Below are 19,126 nucleotides of genomic sequence, written 5' to 3' on the forward strand. Positions count from 1 at the left end.
CCTAAGCCAGATTGGACCCATCTGCTCTGGTGAAAATGGCCATTGAGCGCCTGAAATGGGTCCAATCTCCAGAGAGCGTTAGCAGTTACCGGTCCTGAAAACAGACGACAAAAGTCACCAACCCGTCTTGGCATCCATACGCCCGGCCAAGACTTTTGTAGTCTTTCATCCCCAGATACCGGGACATGATTCCGATCACCCTTTGCAATTGGTGTGCTGCCAACAATCCACCATCCACTCACCACTATGCTGCAAGGAGACACCATGCACACAATCAAATTCGGCACCGACGGTTGGCGCGGGCGCATTGCCGAGGATTATACGTTTGACAACGTGCGCCGCTGCGCCCAAGGATTCGCCGCCTACATGCACCGGCAAGGATTGGCGCAACAGGGCGTCATCATCGGCTACGACAAACGGTTCCACGCCAACAATTTTGCCGCCGCCGCCGCGGAAGTACTCGCCGCCAACGGCGTCCACGTCTGGCTCACCGATGGGGCCACCCCCACGCCCACCATTTCCTATGCCGTCGTAGACAAACAGGCGGGCGGCGCGATCAATATCACCGCCAGCCACAACCCGCCCGAAGATTGCGGCTTCAAAGTACGCGATCCCCACGGCGGCGCGATTGCCCCGGCGCAGTTGCAGCAAATCGAGCGCCTCATCCCGCCGGATATGGCCGGCGTGCGCCGCATGAAGTTGGACGACGCGCGCACCGATGGACTGGTGACGGTCTTCGACGCCAGTCCCGCCTATGTGCGCCAGCTTCACCGCCTGGTAGACCTGGCGCCGATCAAGGCGGCGGGCTTTGGCGTGCTGGTGGACTGTATGTGGGGCAATGGCGCGGGCTGGTTCCCCATGCTGTTGGCCGGCGGCCAGACAACCATCCATGAAGTCCACAACGAGCGCAACCCCATTTTCCCGCACATGTCTCGCCCGGAGCCGATTCCGCCCAACGTGGACCACGGCCTCAGCTTCGTCTCCCGCCTGGGCGCGGACGTGGCCGTGATCAACGATGGCGACGCCGACCGTGTTGGCTTTGGCGATGAGCAGGGGCGTTTCATTGACCAACTGCGCGTCTACGGCCTGATCGGCTACTACTTGCTGGAGGTTCGCGGCCAGCGTGGCCCCATCGTGAAAACGATCTCCACCACGAAAATGCTAAACAAACTGGCCGCCATCTACAACGTGCCCGTGTACGAAACGGGCGTGGGCTTCAAATACATCGCGCCGAAGATGATGGAAGTGGACGCGCTGGTGGGTGGTGAAGAGAGCGGCGGCTACGCTTTTCGCGGCCACGTGCCGGAGCGAGACGGCATTCTCGCCGGGCTGTACCTGCTGGATATGATGGTGCGCACCGGGCAAAAGCCATCGCAGCTTCTGGACACGCTTTTTGCGCTCGTGGGACCGCATTACTACCAGCGTATTGACACGCGCTTTGACCAGAGCCGCCGCGCGGAAACGCAGGCGTTGGTTGCCGCGGCGCAACCGACCACGATTGGCGGCCTGCGCGTGGTGGACAAAATCACCATTGATGGCTTCCAGTTTGTGATGGAAGATGGCGGCTGGCTGTTGATCCGTTTTAGCGGCACGGAACCCATCATCCGCGTCTACTGCGAAACCACCCACGAAGACCGGGTTGAGGCGATCCTGGCGGACGGTATGCGTATCGCCGGCCTGCGATAACCACCTTCCCGGAAGCTGACCAGATGCTAATTGGCGCGAGCTTCCGGGAAGGTTCGACCCTGAACTTCCATTCACCACCACCTTCCCGGAAGCTGACCAGATGCTAACCGGCGCGAGCTTCCGGGACGGTTTGACCATCTACCCGATATGACCCAATCAAAAGCGTTTCAAGATTATTATCCTGATGACACCAGTCATTGCTATGGCTGCGGTCGTCTCAATGAACATGGGCTGCAGATCAAGAGTCACTGGGATGGCGAGGAGGCGGTGTGCGTTTTTCAGCCACGCCCATACCACACGGCCATACCGGGCTACGTTTATGGCGGCTTGATTGCTTCCTTGATTGATTGCCACAGCACGGGGACGGCTTCGGCGGCGGTCTACCGCGCCGAGGGGCGGGAGATGGGGTCGGAACCCGTGCCCCGCTACGTGACGGCGTCGCTGCATGTGGATTATTTGCGCCCGACGCCGTTGGATGGTCCGCTGGAGGTGCGCGCGCGGGTGAAGGAGATTAAGGGGCGGAAGACGGTCGTGGTTTGCTCTCTGTGGGCGGAAGGCGTGGAGACGGCGCGGGGGGAGGTGGTGGTTGTGCAAATGCCGGCATCTTTCCTACGCCAACCCTGACATGCTCATCGACACCCACTGCCACCTCGACTTTGACCGCTTTCACGACGACCTTCCCGCCGTGATCGCCCGCGCCGCCGCCGTCGGCGTGCGCCGCATCATCGTTCCCGCCCTCCATCCCGACAACTGGCAGGCTGTTCTCCACCTCGCCGAAAACTACGAGAGCGTCTACGCCGCCCTGGGCGTCCACCCCAACTCCTGCGCCGATTGGGATGACCGGTGGCTGGCGACTCTCCGTTTATTGGCGCGGCATGAAAAATGCGTGGCAATTGGGGAAATTGGGCTAGACTACTACTGGGATCTGGCCCCAAAAACTGTACAGCACCGCGCTTTTGCGGCACAATTAGCGCTGGCGGCGGAGCTTCATCTCCCCGCCATCGTTCACAATCGGGAATCAGACCCCGATCTGTTGCGCCTGCTCATGGACTCTCCCCTGGCCGGGCGCGCGGAAGCCGGTGTCCTGCACTCCTTTGCCGCCACCTGGGAACTGGCCCAGCAGGCCCTCGCCGCCGGCTTTTATCTGGGATTCACGGGTCCCGTCACCTTCAAAAAAGCAGACGCGCTGCGAGCCGTGGCTGTGCGCGTTCCCGAAGAACGCATCCTGGTAGAGACGGATGCGCCATTTCTGACGCCCCATCCCTACCGCGGCCAACGCAACGAACCCGCCTACGTCCTCTACATCGCGGCGCGGCTGGCGGCGGAGCGAGGCGTTTCCGAGACCGCCTTTGCCGCCCAGACCACGGCGAATGCCATTCGCCTCTTCCCTGGGTTGGGCGCAAACTTTTAGGCCATATCCGTCACTGAAAAAACCGGGTTTTTCGAGTGTCCGGCCGATGTGTAAAAACCCGGTTTTTGGCCTTTTTTCAGTAGAGTCAAGATTGGTTCTTTCTTGGCGAATGAACCAATCTGAAAATGCCCGCCGGCCCTATCAACCGAGAAGTTACTGTTTCATGCAAACCGCACAACTTGACGTGAAAAAAGCAGACGCAATCGACATCTTTGAGCCTATTCAGGCGCAATTGCAGCAGGTGGAAGCGCGCATGCGCGAGATGACCGTTATCGCGCATCCGGCCCTGGTGTCGGCCTTGCAATATCTGCTACAGAGCGGTGGCAAACGCGCCCGCCCGGCGGTGACGCTGCTCACCGGCGACGCCATGAAAGCACCGGAAGCGGCGCTCATTGATCTGGCCGGCGCGGTGGAATTGCTGCATACGGCCAGCCTGGTGCATGACGACATCATCGACGGGGCGTTGCTGCGGCGCGGTGTCAGCACCCTGAATGCTACCTGGTCTCCGGGGGCCACCATTCTCACCGGCGACTTCATTTTTGCCCGCGCCGCGCAGTTGGCCGCCGCCACGGGCAGTGTGCGTGTCATGTCGCTGTTCGCCCAATGCCTGATGACGATTTGCAATGGCGAATTGAACCAGCTTTTTGAGGGGCGCAGCGGTGAACGGGAGCGTCAGGCGTATTATGATCGCATTTATGCCAAAACGGCGTCGCTGTTTTCTCTGGCCGGCGAGGCTGCCGCGGTTCTGGCAACGGACGACGAGGGGGTGATCGCGGAAATGCGCCGCTTTGGGGAAAAATTGGGCATGGCCTTTCAGATCGTGGACGATATTCTCGATTTTGTGGGCAAGGAAACGGCGGTGGGGAAGCCGCTGGGGAGTGATTTGCGCCAGGGGCTGGTGACGCTGCCCACGCTCTATTTCCTGGAGCAATACCCTGAGGATGATCGCGTGGTGAGTGTGCTGAATGGGCACAAACGGGACCCGGAACGACTGGCGCAGGCATTGGCGGCGGTGCGGGAGTCGGAAGCGATTTCGCTGGCGCTGGCGGAGGCGCGGGATTTTGTGAATGAGGCGCGTCGTTCTTTGCGGATAATGCCGGCATCCTCCCAACGAGACGCTCTGGAATCCCTGGCCGAATACATCGTAGCCCGCGACCTCTAATTAGCCTTCATGCCTCCTTCCGCGCCACACAGTCCCATCGATCTCTCCATCATCATCGTCAGTTGGAACGTGCGTGACCTGCTGCGCCGTTGCCTTCATGCCATCCGGGACAACGCAGGCGAGCTAAACCTGGACATCATCGTCGTGGACAGCGCCTCCAGTGACGGCAGCGCCGAAATGGTCGCCCGCGAATTCCCCCACGTTCACCTCATCCCCTGCGCCGAAAACGTGGGCTTCCCCCGTGGCAACAACATCGGCCTGATCCAGGCCGCAGGCCGCTACCTTATGCTGCTGAACCCGGACACGGAAGTCATCGGCGACGCCCTGCCGCGCCTCGTCGCCTACCTCGACGCCCACCCTGACGTGGGCATGATTGGTCCCCAGTTGCGCAACAGCGATGGCTCCGTCCAATCCTCCCGCCGCCGTTTTCCCACCCTCCTCACCGCCTTCTTTGAATCCACCTGGCTGCAACCCTACGCACCCGCCGCCATCCTGCGCCGCTACTACGCCGAGGACATCCCCGACGACCAGATCGCCGACGTGGACTGGCTCGTCGGCGCGGCCATCATGACGCGGCGCGAGGTTGTGGGGCAGATAGGGGACATGGACGAAGCGTACTTCATGTACTCCGAAGAATTGGACTGGTGCCGGCGCGTCAAGGCCGCCGGATGGCGCGTGGTCTACTTCCCCGCCGCGCAAATCATGCACCACGTCGGCAAGAGCAGCGAACAAGCCGTCACGGCGCGGCACGTCAACTTCCAACGCGCCAAACTGCGCTATTTCCAAAAGTACCACGGACGGGCCGCCGCCCTCATGCTGCGCCTTTTCTTGCTAAACAGCTACGCCGGGCAGCTTGGGTTGGAAGCAGCCAAAGGACTCCTCGGCCACCGCCGCGCCCTGCGCTGGCAGCGGGTCCGATCCTATTGGCAGGTGTTGCGTTCCGGTCTGCCGCCCGCCGGGTAACGCCAACGTAACTACTAACGTTCTCTGGAGATTGGACCATTTTAGAGAAAATGGGTCCGATCTCCACTCGTGTTTATGCTAAAGATTGGACTCGTTACAGGTGAGTATCCCCCCATGGAAGGCGGGGTGGGTGCGTTTACGCAAGAATTGGCGCGGGCGTTGGCCGCCCTGGGTCACGACGTGACCATCTTTACCAACAGCCGCGCCCGCCCGCCAGACACGCCGCGCCGCCTCAACCTGCTGCGGCAACCCGTGGAATTGGCGTTTGCCCACCTGTATCCGCGCGCGTACCGTTGGCGCTGGCGGGATGTGGGGCTGCTGGCCGACCTGGTGATGGAAAAAGAGTTGGATGTGGTGAACATCCAATACCAGGCGGCAGCCTATAACATGCGCCATCCGGCTATCAATCTGGCCCCCTGGCGGCTGAAAGGATTGGTTCCCACGGTAGTTACATTCCACGACTTGCGCGTGCCCTACCTGTTCCCCAAAGCGGGACCGCTGCGCCGTCTGGCGGTGCGCCGGATGGCCGCCGACGCGCATGGCGTGATTGCCACCAATCGCGCCGACGCGGACGCGCTGGCGGCGTGGGGGATTGCCGCAACCGTGATTCCCATTGGCAGCAACATTACGGCGACGACGCCCGCGCCGACGGCCATCGCCGACCTGCGTCACCGGTTGGGGCTTGCGCCGGACGATCTGCTGCTAGGGTATTTTGGCTTCCTCAACCCCAGCAAGGGGGCGGATACGCTGCTGACGGCCCTGGCCGCTTGCCCGCCGCATACGCATCTGGTTTTTATCGGTGGGCGCACGGGAGCCAGCGATCCGACCACCAATCAGGCGTTTTTCGCCGAACTGGACGACCTGATCACGCGGCTTGACCTGGGCGCGCGCGTGCATTGGACGGGGTTTGTTCCCGAAGCGGCGGTTTCCACGTACTTGCACGCGGCGGACTTGATGGTGATGCCGTATCGGGATGGCGTCTCGCTGCGGCGGGGGACGTTGATGGCGGTGTTGGCGCATGGCCGCCCGTTGATTACGACGGAGCCGGGCAGCCCGACGCCGGAGTTGGTGCATGGGGAGAATGTGTGGTTTGTGCCGGCAAATGCCCCCCACCTCCTCGCGCAAGCCATCCAAACCCTGGCCGCCCACCCGGATTGGCGCGACCGCCTGGGCCACGGCGCGCACCAACTGGCCGACCCGTTCACCTGGGACAAAATCGCCGCCCAGACCGCCGCCTATTTGCGCCAGATGGTTGCCCGGCGCTGACCGTTTACGGCTGCGGCAGTGTCCCCAGGCGGGACCAACCGGCGCTCCCCAGATCAATCAGCCCCAACGTATTCCCCACCAGCACGGCGATAGCCGAGCCATCCGGCAGCCAGGCCGCCGCCACAGCCGCGCCCGTCACCGGCGCACTCAGCGCTGTTAAACTGTCGCCGTCCACCTTGATCAGGTACAGCGCGGCTTCGGCGGGGGCGGCGGCGGCGATGAAGGCGATGTGCGCGCCATCGGGCGACCAGGCGAACTGCCGCAGATGTAGAGTCTGGTTGGAGACGAGCGTGACTTGCCCGCTGCCGTCCGGCTGCGTCGTCTGCAATCCCCAGCCCGCGTCGATGCCGGCATTCAGTGGCGCAGACAGAAAGGCGATACGCTGGCCGCTGGGGGACCAGGCCGGCTGCTGCGCGCAAATGTCCTCACCCGTGAGGCGGACGGGATCGCCCCCCGCCGCCGCCAGCCAATACAGCCCATCGGCGGCAACGACGGCCAGGTCCCGGCCATCGGGCGACCAGGCGGGGCCACTGTTGAAGATGTCGCGGGCAGTGCCGGCGGCATCCCCACGCAGCGTGGCCAATTGGCGCAGGCTGAAGCGCATGAGTGGGTCGCTGTCGCCGTCTGGCGTGAGCAGCATCAGGCCGGAGGCGGCCAGTCCGGCTTCGTCGCGGCGGCGGTCGGTGTGGATGAGGGCGACCTGGTCGCCGGTGGGGGACCAGGCGGGGAAGGCGTGCTGCCAGCCGATGTCGATTTCGCCCGCTGCTTCCCCATTGGCGTTGAGGAGGTTGAGGGTGCGCCCGGACGTGCCGGCATATACCAACCGATCCTCCGCCACATCCCAGGAAAATGCCCAGCCATCATCCGCCACCAATCGCAGCGCCCCCACCGTCCCCGCGCGCGCCGCGGCCATGTCCAACAGATAAAGTCGGCTGCGCGTCGATTCCTGATAGCCGTAGGCGAGCACCGCGCCATCGGCGGAAAAAGCGAGCAGATGGGACGAGCCGGGCGGAGGGCAGGGCGGTGTTTCGGTGGGGGCGGTGATGGCCACGGACGTTGCCGGCACGGTGGCCGCCGCGGGAGTGACCGTAGGGGTGGTTGCCGCGCCCTGGCAGGCGACGGCGCAGAGGAGCAGGCAGAGCGCCAGCCAGCCCAGCCGCGCGTGGCGTTGGGGGCGCGAATGTGGGGCATGGAGGAGTTGGTTCATGAGGATTTGCCGTGGTCTGGTGTGGTGGGAATGGATGGCTAATGGTAACATGGATGGCGTTGGACGCCACCGTTTTCCGTTGAAGACGGGCAATTGATGAGCCGGGCAATAGCCCGTCTCGAAGTTGTAACGTGGCAAGGGCGCATCCGCTGACAAGGGCTTTGCTGAGGAGGGGACGGATGCGCTGGAAGGGTTCTTCTTACCGGATAATCCGACGTGAATCTTGCGCGAACCATAAGGGCGAATATGCCGGCAGACATCATCTTAATCGGACCCGTCAGAACCGGTAAATCCACGCTAAGCCGCCTTTTGGCCGAGAAGCTAGGGGTGCCCAATATCTCCCTGGATGAACTTCGCTGGCGTTACTATGCGGAGATTGGCTACGATGAGGCACTGGCGCGTCACATTCGTCAGACGGGTGGCTTTGTCGCCCTCGTCTTCTATTGGAAGCTGTTTGATGCCCATGCCGTGGAGCGCGTCCTCAGTGAGCATCAAAACTGCATCTTCAATTTTGGGGCGGGACATACCGTCAACGAGAACAGCGAGCTTTTTGCGCGGGTGCAGCGGGCGCTGACCGATTATGACCACGTCATTCTTATCTTGCCCTCGCCGGACGCGCAGCGGTCGATTGAGATTCTGAACGAACGTACCCAGGACCTGGTGGGATCATTCGGGCAAGGCTTTGATTGGAATACGTACTTCGTGCAGCATCCCGCGAATCGGAAACTGGCGAAATTTGTGGTCTATACGGAGGGCAAGTCGCCAGAGGAGACCCGAGACGAAATTCTGGACCTCGTGTACGGCGCGGACAAGGCGATTCCCTGAAGGTTTTGTTTGCCACCCTTCCTTCATCCGCTTTACACGGATGTGAAATATGGTACTATGAGTCGATTCCGGTTGTGTGAAGCTGTGCCGGCATTTTCCTCTCTCGCTCCCAGAGGCTCCCATGAAAAAGAAACTTCGCGGCGTCAAACGGCAAGACATCCAGCTTGATTTTGACCTCTATCGCGTCAAAGTGCCCATCCCCGGCGTCGCCGGCGCTTACCTCAGCGTCCTGGACCTGTGGCCGGAGGGCGCCACGCGCACCATCATGTTTGTGCACGGCTTCGCCGGCGTGCTGGAGTCGTGGGAGTTCCAGATCAACTACTTCGCCCGCGGCTATCGCGTCATCGCGCCCGATTTGCGCGGCCACGGACAGAGCGACGCCCCCTACACGGCGTACACCATGTCCGAAATGGTCGCCGACCTGGAAGCCATCGCCACGCACCTGGAGTTGCCCTCGTTTGTCCTGGCGGCCCATTCCTTTGGTGGATCCATTGCCGTCGAATACGCCAACGCCCACCCGGAGCGGTTGGAAAAGCTAATCCTCATCGCCACCGCCGGCGAATACCCGCTGCCCAAAGCCGCCAACCTCCTCTTTCGCATCCCCGCCGCCTTTTTTCGCCCCTGGTGGCCCTATCGCCCCCGCTGGGACGCGGAAATCCACGTACTCAAGCGCATGATGGGCAACAACATGCGCCACTGGCAGGGGTGGTCGCTGCTGCGCAACATCACCACGCCCACGTTGATCATCACCGGGGAGCGGGACAATTATTTTCCCCGCTACGTGTTTGATGACGTGGGCAAAACGGTTCCGCACGCGGAGATTTACGACATCGGCTCCGCCAAGCACAAAGTGCAGTTGGAGCGGCACAGCGCCGTCAATCGCGTGATTGAACGCTTTCTGGGTGACGAAAAGCAGAAATCGTGGCGCGATCTGTCGCCCGCCGCCGCGGCTTCCAACCGCGTCTGGTTGAAGAGTTACAGCAAGGAGACGCCGCCGACCATTCCTATCCCCCGCCATCCCTTGACCAGCTTCCTGGAAAGCGCGGCGGGCTGGTTGCCGCGGCGGGTGGCCCTTTCGTTTTATGGCACAAAACTGACCTATCAGCAGCTAAACGAAAGCGTCAACCAGTTTGCCCACGTCTTGCACGGCATGGGCGTGCGTCCGGGGGACCGGGTGATGGTGGTGCTGCCCAATATGCCGCAAATGGTGGTGGCCTACTACGCCATCTTGCGCATCGGCGGCGTGGTGGTGTTGCCCAATCCGGACGCGGACGCGGCGCGCATTGTGCGGCTGGTGGGGGAGACGGGGGCGAAAATCTTCATCACGCTGAACAGTTTTAGCCGCATGGCGCAGGCCGTGCGGGCGCAGTCACAGGTGGAATACGTCATTTTCGCGGATATTCGCCAGGTGGTGTCCGGCTTTGTGTATCGCAAGCTGATGGATCGGTGGGGAATTGCCGGCAGCGAAGAGCAGGATTACGAGTTATCACAGAGTATCGGGCAGCGCATGTCGGAACTGATGCGTGACGCGCCCATTAGCCCGCCGGAGGTCGTCGTGAAGAGCGGGGACATGGCGACGATTATCTTCACCAGCGGCACGGTGGACGAGCCAAAGGGCGTTTGCCTCTCGCACGCCAATCTGGTTGCCAACACGCTGCAAACGCGCCATTGGGTTCCGGGGCTGCAATATGGCCAGGAGACGTCCCTCTCCGTGATTCCGCTGCTGCACAGCTATGGCATGACCAATGCCATGAACCTGCCGATTGCGCTGGGGGCGACGATTGTGCTGTTGCCCGTGTTTGATCTGGAGCAGGTGCTGGAGCATATCAAGACGCACAAGCCAACCATCTTCCCCGGCGTGCCCTCGATGTATACGGCGCTGAATCAGGCCCCAAATGTGCGCGAGTATGGCCTTTCCTCAATTCGGGCGTGTATCAGTGGCGCGGCGCCATTGCCGGTGGAGGTGCAGGAGGCATTTGAGAAGCTGACGCGGGGGCGGCTGGTGGAAGGGTATGGGCTGACGGAGGCGTCCCCGGTGACGCACGCGAATCCGCTGTATGGGGTGCGGAAGGCGGGTTCGATTGGCGTGCCGCTGCCGAATACGGATGCGAAGGTGGTGGATTTGATGACGGGGGCGGATATGCCGGCAGGCAGCATCGGCGAACTCGTGGTCAAAGGACCGCAGGTCATGATGGGCTACTGGAACTCCCAGACCCAATCCCCCCTGCCGCCGGACCATCCCGCTTCCGGTTTGAAGGAGGGATGGCTGGATACGGGGGATGTGGCCGTGCAGGACGCCGACGGCTATTTTCAGATCATCAGTCGCAAGAAAGACACCATCGTTTTTGGCGACTACAGCGTTTACCCGCGCGACGTGGAAGAGGTGCTTTACGAAAACAACAAAGTGATGGAAGTGGCCGTCGTGGGCGTGGGCACGACGGATGGCGGGCAGAAGGTGAAGGCGTTTGTCGTGCCGCGTCCCGGTAGTAACTTGACGGCGGAAGAGTTGTTGGAATTGTGCCGGCATCGGCTGGAACCTTACGCCGTGCCCTGGGAGATTGAATTCCGCCAGGAACTGCCCAAATCGTTCATCGGCAAAGTGCTGCGGCGCATGTTGGTGCAGGAAATGAACGAGGACGGCGGACGCCGCGAATCGGGCAACTGAGCAGCGAGAATGACCGATTTAACGCCCATCGCTCCCGGAAACGAACCGCCGCCGATGTACCACGTGGGCAATTCCGCCACCTACCGCGTGCTGCAGCCGTTGTTGTTGGCGGCAATGGTCACGGCTTTCCTTACGGGCATCGTCAGCCTGATCCGGCAGGGAGACCCAGAAGGTCCCTGGGGACCGTTGGGTTGGTTTTTGTTCCTGGTGGCGCTGCAATCGGCGCTGACCACGCTGTGGCTACACCATCCAGACAGGCGACAGGTGGCGCGCACACAGTACCGCGTCGCGGAGATCATCGTGCTTATTCTGGTGGCGCGGTTGTTGACCTGGTTTGTGGCCGGTGGGCTGCCCCGCGCCGCGCTGTGGCGGGACTATCTGATAAATCCGTTTCTGTTGTTGGATGGCCCGTTTTTTGTGTACGCGCTGCTGGCGTTTATTGCCTGGGAGCGCAGCCTCAGCCTGAGCGCGATTTTCGGCCAGTTGGCCCTGGGCATCGACGAGGCGGCGTATTACCGCCAGCCGGCGGCGGTGCGCGGCGCGGATCATTACAACCCATTCAATTTTGAGCGGCAGGAACTGGTGAACCAGTTTTTGCGGGCCTGGTTGGGGATGGGCGTTTTCCTGGGGATTTGCGCGGCATTTACCACGTTTGAGTTGAGCGAGTTGGCGCGTACGTTTCGCGGGCTGACGCGGCTGGGGTTGTCGTCGGAGATGCTGCTGGCGCTGGTGAGTTACTTCTTGATTGGGCTTTGGTTGTTGAGCCAGGCGCGGTTGTCGGCGGTATATGCGCGCTGGGTGGCGACGGGGGTGACGACGCAGCCGGCGGTGTGGCAGCGGTGGCATCGGTTGAGTTTGTGGCTGCTGTTGGCGATTGCCGGCATTGCTGCTTTCCTCCCCATTGGTTCTACCATTGGCCTGGCGCGTATTTTGCAGGCCGTCGTGGGCGTCCTCTTCCTCCTCGTTGGCGCGATCTTCACCTTTTTCATCTCCCTGTTTTCGCTGCTGCTGTCCCCTTTCTTGGGTGCGCAGGCGGCGGCGGAGGATGTGCCCACTCCGGCCCCGCCACAAGCGCCGTCCATTTTTCAGGATACGATTTTGCCGGCAAGCGAAACCACAAGCATGGTGATGGGGGCGCTGTTCTTGATTGTGTTGGTGGTGGTGGCGGCGGTGGCGCTGTATTTCTTTTTGCGCGAGCGAGGGGTGGGGGTGAAAATGCCGGCATTTTCCCTCTTCTGGAACCGGCTCATAACGTGGTGGCGCGCCTTTTGGCAAGGGGTGGGCGGCCAGGTCGGCGAAATCCGCCGCCGCGTCACCGCGCAAATGCGCCCCCCGGAAATCGAACTGGAGGCCCCCAAACCGCCGTGGAATTTCGTCCGCCTCAGCAACCTCTCCCCCCGCGAACAAATCCGGTTCTTTTATCTGGCGGCGGTGCGACGGGCGCGGGAGCGGGGCGTGGCGCGGGCGGAGTCGGAAACGCCGCTGGAGTTCGCGCAAGATTTGCGGGAGAATTGGCCGGAGGCGGAGGCGGAGGTGGGGACGCTGACGGAGGCGTTTCTGGAGGCGCGGTATAGTCGGCATGTGTTGGCGGAGGAAGATGCCGGCATCGTCAAACAAACGTGGCGGCAGGTGCGTAGCCGTTTGCGCCAGCGGCCAAAGGGAGAATAGAACATTGACCGTACTGACGCTCCCGCTGTGGCATCTCATTTTGGCTATTTGCGGCCTGTTTTCCCTCCTGTTGGGGACGGCTCACTTCTTCTTCCCCGTGCTGCTGGATTTCGAGCAGGCGATTCCCCGTGAAGGCGCGCCGCTGCGCCCTTTTCGCCTCGGCCCCATTCGTTACCGCACGCTGCGCCAGGACGTCCACGGCATCGCCTGGGTGATGAACCACGCCGCCAGCTACATCCTCGTGAGCATTGGCGTGATGGACCTCCTCGCTTCCCGCTGGCTGGCCGCACCCTGGGGGCGTTGGCTGGCATTGTGGCTGGCGGGCTGGTGGTTTCTACGTGCCGGCAGCCAACTCTACCTGGGTCGCCGCCGGGGTGATTGGTTGGTACTGGCCGGCTTTGCCCTGTTGGGCATCATTCACCTGGGGGCGGCCCTGCTCGCCCGGTAGCCTGATGCTCTCGCGGTGGGCTGCCGGCGCTCCCACTCCCCCAAATCGCGTTAATTCGTGTAGTAAACATAAAGCGCGGCGCACTTGCTTGACAGCGAGCGCGCTGCGCTTTTTGGGGGGCGTTGCCCGTGGTTGGCGGGGATGACGCCTACAACGGCCAGTCGCGCAACATGCGCTCCGTCTCCTCGGCGTGACCGCTCTCGTCACGCACCATGTCCTCAAGCTGCACCATCAGCCCTTTGTCGCCGAATGCTTCCGCTTCCGTGGCCCGCCGCGTGTAATCTTTGCTCGCCTGCTTTTCCGCGGCCAAAATGGCTTGCAGCATCTCGCGGTTGTTGCCGGCTGCCGGCACGGGGCGGGGCATTGTTGTCGGTTCGCCCCCAAGCGCGACGATCTTGTTCGCCAAAAACTGCGCGTGAAGCTGTTCGTCGGCGACTTCGGCAAGGAAGAACTGCGCCAACTGCGGGCGGAATGGTCCGGTGGCCTTCGCGGCGTAGGTGATGTACTGAATAATGGCGCTCAGTTCACCCGCCAGGTCTTCGTTCAAGTGGGCGATCATCGTTTGTTTGTCCATGTTTTTTCTCCATACAGGTGGCTTGTCTCGATGGACGAGCCAGAATGTTAACCATTCGATAGGATGACGTCGCTCATGCGTTGTGAAAGCTCCCACTGCGCAGACCTTCCGCGAGAATGCCGGCACGTTCTTCATTCAGCTTCAGATAAAAAGAAAGCGTCGGCATGTCAAACGCATCCGCCGCATACGCATCCGCGCAGAAAATGCGGCGTCATCACGATCTCTTTTTGAAACACCGTAGACACCCGCCGCAGATTGACCAAATCCACTGGCCGTTCCAGATGCGTTTCCACAGCAAAACGAAGGTCGCTCAACGCGAGTGAGTCGACCTGTTTGGCTTGCGCATGTGGCAACAGCAAGGCCAGGTCCACGTCACTATCCGGCCATGCGCTGTCCGTGGCGTGGGACCCGAACAAATAGGTGGCCTGCGTTTCTGGATAGGCCGCTAAAATGGCCTGAATGATCATTTCCCATATACGGATGTGCCCCTATGATTGCCGCCAGGTCTCTTTGATGGAGGATCGCGCCTCGAATTGCAATACAGGCACGCCCTGCGCAATCTGGTACAGCGCCTGCGTCGCAACGTGTTCCGCCTGTTCGGCGGAGGCATCGCGCCCAAATTGCAGACCCACGCCAATGATGGCCCAACTGATGGCCGTCGCCGCGACCTCCGGCGATGTGCCCCCATTGGCGCGGACGACAGGCGCGAGCCACGCAAACACGGTCTCATACACCTGCTGCTGCACCAGTGTTTCAATGCGAGGTTGATGCGGCGGATAGATGCCGCCGCGACAGGTGTGCTTGTAAAGCTGCGCGAGAAAGTCAAAAACGGCCAGGATTAACTGGTGCAAGGTTTCCTGATTAAAGGGAGCCGGCTGTGGCAGACGCGCCCGCAACACAGCTTGAAACCAGTCGCGGAACACGTATTCATAAAGCGCGTATTTGTCCGCAAAGTGGGCGTAAAAAGTGGCGCGGTTGACATTGGCTCGCTGCGTGATGTCGCGCACCGTGATGGCTTGGGGCGTTTTCTCTTCGAGTAGTTCAACAAACGCCTGGGTTAGAAGCCGGCGCGTGCGCCGCGCGCGTGGGTCCATGCTCTCTGAATTTAGCGACATTTTGCCCTATCTGTTGGTTAAGCGACATAATATCAATCTTGCTGGTTGAATTTCCGCCCCGTTGCCTCTATTATAACCAACACGTGTTGCCCAATCAAAGCCTCCGTCGTCAAAGAAAACAGGATGAGTTTCCAACTCGCTCAGCGCGTTTATGTCGAAGGCGTTCCCCATGGGGGCAACGCGCCACCAACTATCCACTGACCACTACTCACTACTTTCACCGGAGGAATGAAATATGAATACAGCTTTATGGATCGTACAAGGCATGTTGGCCGTGGCCTTCCTGATGGCCGGCGGGATGAAGGCCACGCAGCCCATTGAGAAGATACGGGAGCGGCTGCCATTTGCCGAGGATTTCGCCGAGCGCACAGTTCGCGTCATTGGCATCCTGGAAGTGCTGGCGGCGGTAGGGTTGATTTTGCCCCCGATCACGAAAATCCTGCCCATTTTGACGCCATTAGCGGGGGTGGGGCTTGTTCTGACCATGATTGGGGCCATCATCACGCACGTTCGTCGCGGCGAATATTCCGCTATCGTCGCAAATGTGGTGCTGTTGTTGCTGGCGGCGTTCGTGGCTTATGGTCGCTTTGTGATTGCGCCGTTCTGATCACCCGCGGCGGTTGTAGTCGCGTACGGAGGGGGGGAGTCCAATTTTCTCTGGGAGCCGCTCGTCGGGGATGGGGGATAGCGTTTCTTCGCGCAGCGGCAGCACGCCCGCCCAGATAGGCAGGGCGTAGTCCGCTTCGTCATCCGCCGGTGGCCCGGTCCGTATTTTGGCCGAACCGCTGGCCATGTCGATTGCGACCACGCTCGTGGCCTGCAATTCTTTTGTCGTGGGCAGCCGCGCCTCCTGCCAGCGTCCAGGCGCGACGTGTTCGGTGATGACCTCCAGCGCCAGCCATTGCTCCTCCGGCGTCTCCAGCAACCGCCCCACGCCAAATACCACGGCGGAGCGGTAGTTCATGGAGGAGTGAAAAACGGAGCGCGCCAGCACCAGGCCATCGACCAGGGTGAAGGTGGCGCAAATGGGGTGTCCCTCCTGGATAGCCTTCAACAGGCGGCTGGCTTTCGCGCCATGCAGGAAGAGGGTGTCGTCCTGTCGCCCGTGGATAGTGGGGATGACGAATGGCTGTCCATCCAGTGCCAGGCCAACGTGGCAGATGAGGGCTTCATCGATGATGGGGTAGATGGTGGCCTTGTCGTAGGTGGCACGTGCCGGCAAACGACGAACCCGATTGCGCGAAGTAAGGGGAAAATCAGTCATGAATCCTCACACTTGAATGGCGATCCCGTGGGTGGTATCGTCCGTTAAGATTTCAAACGCGGCGCGGTGGTGTGTCGTTAATGTCTCCTGCTCGCCGCCCGCCTTGTGCCGCAGCGTTAACGAGCAGGCGGCAATTTTGCTGTTGAGGCACTGCTTGCTGCCTCCGGGGGGATTGCCGTAGCGCAAGCCGACGAATGCTTCCCGTGGCGCGGAAATGGTGCCGGCAATTCGCACCTGCGACGTTTCCGAAGCAAATGACCAGCGAAAATAGTCGAATGCCCCCCGCGCGCGCACGCTTTGCCACAAGGCCGTTAGCGCATACTCCTTTTCCTTGTGCCGCAGCACCAGCGGCGTAAACGCCGGCGACCAGACGGGGCCAAACTTCAGGCGCGCCGTGGCCACTTCCAGAAAGCTCTCCGGCGCATTGTCAAACCCGGCCACCTGCCCCCAGGCGTACCGGTCGGTATGCTGGCTGCCCCAGTTGTGATTCTGGCTGCCCAGCCAGTCGGCCACGGAAACGGTTTCTCCGTCTACCGTCAGGTGACCGTTGAAGCGCGCCAGGGGTAATCCTACCAGGCTTTTGGCTTTGGGGAAGCCGCCCGCGTACAGGTTGCGGGGCAGCAGGAAGAGGGGGGGCTGGTCTCCTTCGTACCGCAAATCCCAGGCGATCTCGTGAGAAATGCCGGCACAACGCCCCCGCAAACCATCTATCCCCAACGTCGCCTCCCCCACGCGCACGGCAAAAGCGTCCCGCGCAAACTGGCAAGCCGCCAGCGGCCAAACCTGCTTCACGGCTGCGTGCCGCCGGCGCTCGCCATCAAAAAAAATAGCCCACAGTTCGCCAACCGCCTCTTGTGGGCGACTTTTGGGGCTGAAGATGGTGTAGCGAATCCAGAAAGCCAGCGGGCGCGTGGGATGGTTGCCGCGCTGGAAGAAGCTCTCGTAATGGCCTGCTGCCTGTCCGGGCGTGTATCTCGTCTGGTTTACTTCGGCGATTAGCGTCATGGTCTTATCCGCTGCTGCGGTGGGGGCGTCTCACATGGCCGCCAGAAGCTGGTCCGACATGCGTTCGGCGACGGCGGCGATGGTGTGCGACGGGTTGACGCCGACGGAGCCGGGCATGACGCTGCCGTCGATGACGTAGAGGCCAGGATAGTTGTAGACTTGCCCATTGGCATCGACGACGCCGCCATTGGCGCCGGTGGGGCCGTTGTCGCTCATGCGGCAGCCGCCGACGGGGTGGACGGAGGTGTAGCGGCGCAGGTCGTCCCACGTTTGCGCGCGTAGTCGTTCACCGCCGTAGGGGCTGGCGCCGGCGATCTGTTCCACCAGGTTAGCCGCTGCCTGCACGAGGTCAAAGGTGCGATTGCCGGCAACGAGCGGGGTGGTCCAACTGATGTGCGCCTCGCCGTTGGCGTCCACCTGCACCCGCCCATCGGGGGCGTCCAGGCCAATGGAAGCCAGCGCCAGCACGTCTTCGGCGTAATGTTCCTTAATGAAGGCCTTAAAATATCGGCCCCAATAAAGCTGCGCCCCCTGGTTGGGATCGGTGTTGCAGGCATCCAGGGCGCGTGGTTCGATGCCGCCTTCCTGCCGCCGCACGGGGAACTTGCTCACGCCTACGGGCAGCGTACTCACGTCTTCGAGGATGAAGCGAATGCCGTTGGGCGGGTTGAGCCAGGGGTGATAGGAGACCAGGTTCATGATGGAGCCTTTGAACAGCTCCGCTTTGAAGTCGGCGGGAAGGTTGTCGAAGAAGAGGCCGAAGGCGGCGTCGCCGTTGCCGGAGATATGGTGGCCGGCGTGTGGGCTGACGTCGGGGAGGTAGCCCATCATCTGGCTGCGCAGGAGCAGTTCCGGGCTGCCAATGGCGCCGCCGCTGATGACGGCTACGCCGCCGAGGTCGGATTGCGTGGCTCCCGTGCGTTTGTTGCGCCATTCGACGAGGTAGCCGAGGGAGGTGGGGCGCACGCCCCAGGCCTGGGCGTCGGTGCGCACGGTGAGGTTGCCGGTTTGTTCGGCGAGGGCGAGGTAGTTGGTGGGGAGGGTGCCTTTGGCCTGGAAGATGCAGCCGAAGGTGCAGAAGCCGCAGCCGGTGCAGCGGTGGACGGGGACGCCGAAGGGGTTGGTGAAGAAGGGTTCGGCTCCCTGGGCGAAGCGGTTGCCCCACAAATTGAGGCGGATGGGGTCGCAGGAAATGCCGGCACGGGCGAAAGCATCCGCCACCACTGCCGACCGTTTGGACACCTGGCGCGCGCTGCCATTGTCATACGATAACTGCCACACGGGGAAAATTCCCTCAATGCGGTCGTAGTACGGATCGAGCGCGGTGCGATCATAGGCGGTGGGCCAGAGTACGTTGCCGTTTTCCGCCGGCATGAACGTTTCGCTCGGCGCGCGCAAATGGATCATACTGTACACCAGCGAGCCGCCCCCATACCCGCGCCCCACGGTCACAAAAAAGCGGGACGTGGAGCCGAACGGGTTGTACTGGCTGTCGTAATCCTCAAACAACCCGCCGCTGCGATTATCGCTCCCCGGAAAACGGTAAAAAATGTATTTGAGGTCGGTGTTCTGTTGCAGGACGTAATGGGGATTGCCCCACTCGTCCGTGTCGCCCGGCGACATGGCAAAACCTGTCTCCAGATCGTTGACGTTCCACTTGTTCACAATGTTTATGCCATCCCGGCCAATCTTCTCGTTGGCCGTTTGCGGCGTGCGCCAGCGGTGGCCTTGTTCCAGCAGCAGCACTTTTGCGCCTGCCTGCGCCAGTTTTGCCGCCGTCACCGCCCCGCCAAAGCCTGAACCAATGATAATTGCGTCATATCGGGTCATGGGAAGTCCTGTTGTCCGTTGTTAGTTGTCAGTTGTC

17 protein-coding genes and 1 pseudogene are annotated in these 19,126 nt (G+C 61.7%); 11 read left to right on the plus strand and 7 right to left on the minus strand.

The features are described from left to right. Positions 1-264: 264 nt before the first annotated feature. The 6 genes from H6650_06525 (at position 265) to H6650_06550 (ending at position 6,488) form a co-directional block, all read left to right on the plus strand. Positions 265-1,686: a phosphoglucomutase/phosphomannomutase family protein gene (locus H6650_06525; protein ID MCB8951655.1), complete on the plus strand. Its 1,422-nt coding sequence runs from the start codon at positions 265-267 to the stop codon at positions 1,684-1,686. 147 nt (positions 1,687-1,833) lie between these two features. Beyond that, positions 1,834-2,310: a PaaI family thioesterase gene (locus H6650_06530; GenBank protein ID MCB8951656.1), complete on the plus strand. Its 477-nt coding sequence runs from the start codon at positions 1,834-1,836 to the stop codon at positions 2,308-2,310. Between the two features lies 1 nt (position 2,311). Continuing rightward, positions 2,312-3,097 carry a TatD family hydrolase gene (locus H6650_06535; GenBank protein ID MCB8951657.1) on the plus strand — a complete coding sequence of 262 codons (786 nt, stop codon included), beginning with the start codon at positions 2,312-2,314 and terminating at the stop codon, positions 3,095-3,097. Positions 3,098-3,260: 163 nt separating this feature from the next. Beyond that, positions 3,261-4,259: a polyprenyl synthetase family protein gene (locus tag H6650_06540; GenBank protein ID MCB8951658.1), complete on the plus strand. Its 999-nt coding sequence runs from the start codon at positions 3,261-3,263 to the stop codon at positions 4,257-4,259. A gap of 9 nt (positions 4,260-4,268) precedes the next feature. Further along, entirely contained in the window at positions 4,269-5,222 is a 954-nt protein-coding gene (locus H6650_06545) for a glycosyltransferase family 2 protein (GenBank protein MCB8951659.1), read from the plus strand. 114 nt (positions 5,223-5,336) lie between these two features. Beyond that, positions 5,337-6,488 (plus strand): glycosyltransferase family 4 protein, encoded by a 1,152-nt coding sequence (locus tag H6650_06550; GenBank protein ID MCB8951660.1) that lies wholly within the window; start codon positions 5,337-5,339, stop codon positions 6,486-6,488. Positions 6,489-6,492: 4 nt separating this feature from the next. On the opposite strand, the gene H6650_06555 is transcribed toward H6650_06550, so the two are convergent. Beyond that, on the minus strand, positions 6,493-7,695 hold the full coding sequence (locus tag H6650_06555; GenBank protein ID MCB8951661.1) for a PD40 domain-containing protein: 1,203 nt from the start codon (positions 7,693-7,695) through the stop codon (positions 6,493-6,495). A gap of 246 nt (positions 7,696-7,941) precedes the next feature. On the opposite strand from H6650_06555, the gene H6650_06560 reads away from it, so the two are divergent. The 4 genes from H6650_06560 (at position 7,942) to H6650_06575 (ending at position 13,301) form a co-directional block, all read left to right on the plus strand. After that, the gene (locus H6650_06560; GenBank protein MCB8951662.1) at positions 7,942-8,520 is read left to right on the plus strand and encodes a shikimate kinase; all 579 of its coding nucleotides are present in this window, start codon (positions 7,942-7,944) and stop codon (positions 8,518-8,520) included. A gap of 121 nt (positions 8,521-8,641) precedes the next feature. Beyond that, a complete protein-coding gene (locus H6650_06565) occupies positions 8,642-11,185 on the plus strand; it encodes an alpha/beta fold hydrolase (GenBank protein MCB8951663.1) in 2,544 nt (847 codons plus the stop codon). A gap of 9 nt (positions 11,186-11,194) precedes the next feature. Next, positions 11,195-12,853, plus strand: a complete 1,659-nt coding sequence (locus tag H6650_06570; protein MCB8951664.1) for a DUF4129 domain-containing protein — start codon at positions 11,195-11,197, stop codon at positions 12,851-12,853. A 13-nt stretch (positions 12,854-12,866) separates the two neighbouring features. After that, the gene (locus H6650_06575) at positions 12,867-13,301 is read left to right on the plus strand and encodes a hypothetical protein (protein MCB8951665.1); all 435 of its coding nucleotides are present in this window, start codon (positions 12,867-12,869) and stop codon (positions 13,299-13,301) included. 148 nt (positions 13,302-13,449) lie between these two features. Here the strand turns inward: H6650_06575 and H6650_06580 are convergent, their stop codons facing one another. From H6650_06580 to H6650_06590, 3 genes and pseudogenes are all read right to left on the minus strand, one after another. Further along, positions 13,450-13,875 (minus strand): ferritin-like domain-containing protein, encoded by a 426-nt coding sequence (locus tag H6650_06580; GenBank protein ID MCB8951666.1) that lies wholly within the window; start codon positions 13,873-13,875, stop codon positions 13,450-13,452. 73 nt (positions 13,876-13,948) lie between these two features. Then, a pseudogene (locus H6650_06585) lies at positions 13,949-14,342 on the minus strand (nucleotidyltransferase domain-containing protein). Between the two features lie 21 nt (positions 14,343-14,363). Then, entirely contained in the window at positions 14,364-14,990 is a 627-nt protein-coding gene (locus H6650_06590) for a TetR/AcrR family transcriptional regulator (protein ID MCB8951667.1), read from the minus strand. Between the two features lie 235 nt (positions 14,991-15,225). Between H6650_06590 and H6650_06595 the strand changes: the two genes are divergently transcribed. Continuing rightward, complete coding sequence (locus H6650_06595; protein ID MCB8951668.1) at positions 15,226-15,597, plus strand: DoxX family protein; 372 nt, start codon at positions 15,226-15,228, stop codon at positions 15,595-15,597. Here the strand turns inward: H6650_06595 and H6650_06600 are convergent, their stop codons facing one another. Genes H6650_06600 through H6650_06610 form a run of 3 tightly spaced genes read right to left on the minus strand, consistent with a single transcriptional unit; the run spans position 15,598 to position 19,089 of the window. Beyond that, positions 15,598-16,254: a pyridoxamine 5'-phosphate oxidase family protein gene (locus tag H6650_06600; protein ID MCB8951669.1), complete on the minus strand. Its 657-nt coding sequence runs from the start codon at positions 16,252-16,254 to the stop codon at positions 15,598-15,600. A gap of 6 nt (positions 16,255-16,260) precedes the next feature. After that, positions 16,261-17,259, minus strand: coding sequence for a hypothetical protein (locus tag H6650_06605; GenBank protein MCB8951670.1), 999 nt, complete (start codon positions 17,257-17,259; stop codon positions 16,261-16,263). Between the two features lie 30 nt (positions 17,260-17,289). Beyond that, positions 17,290-19,089, minus strand: coding sequence for a GMC family oxidoreductase (locus H6650_06610; GenBank protein MCB8951671.1), 1,800 nt, complete (start codon positions 19,087-19,089; stop codon positions 17,290-17,292). Positions 19,090-19,126 lie beyond the last annotated feature (37 nt).

The sequence above is a fragment of the Ardenticatenales bacterium genome (assembly GCA_020634515.1).
Classification (GTDB): Bacteria; Chloroflexota; Anaerolineae; order Promineifilales; family Promineifilaceae; genus JAGVTM01.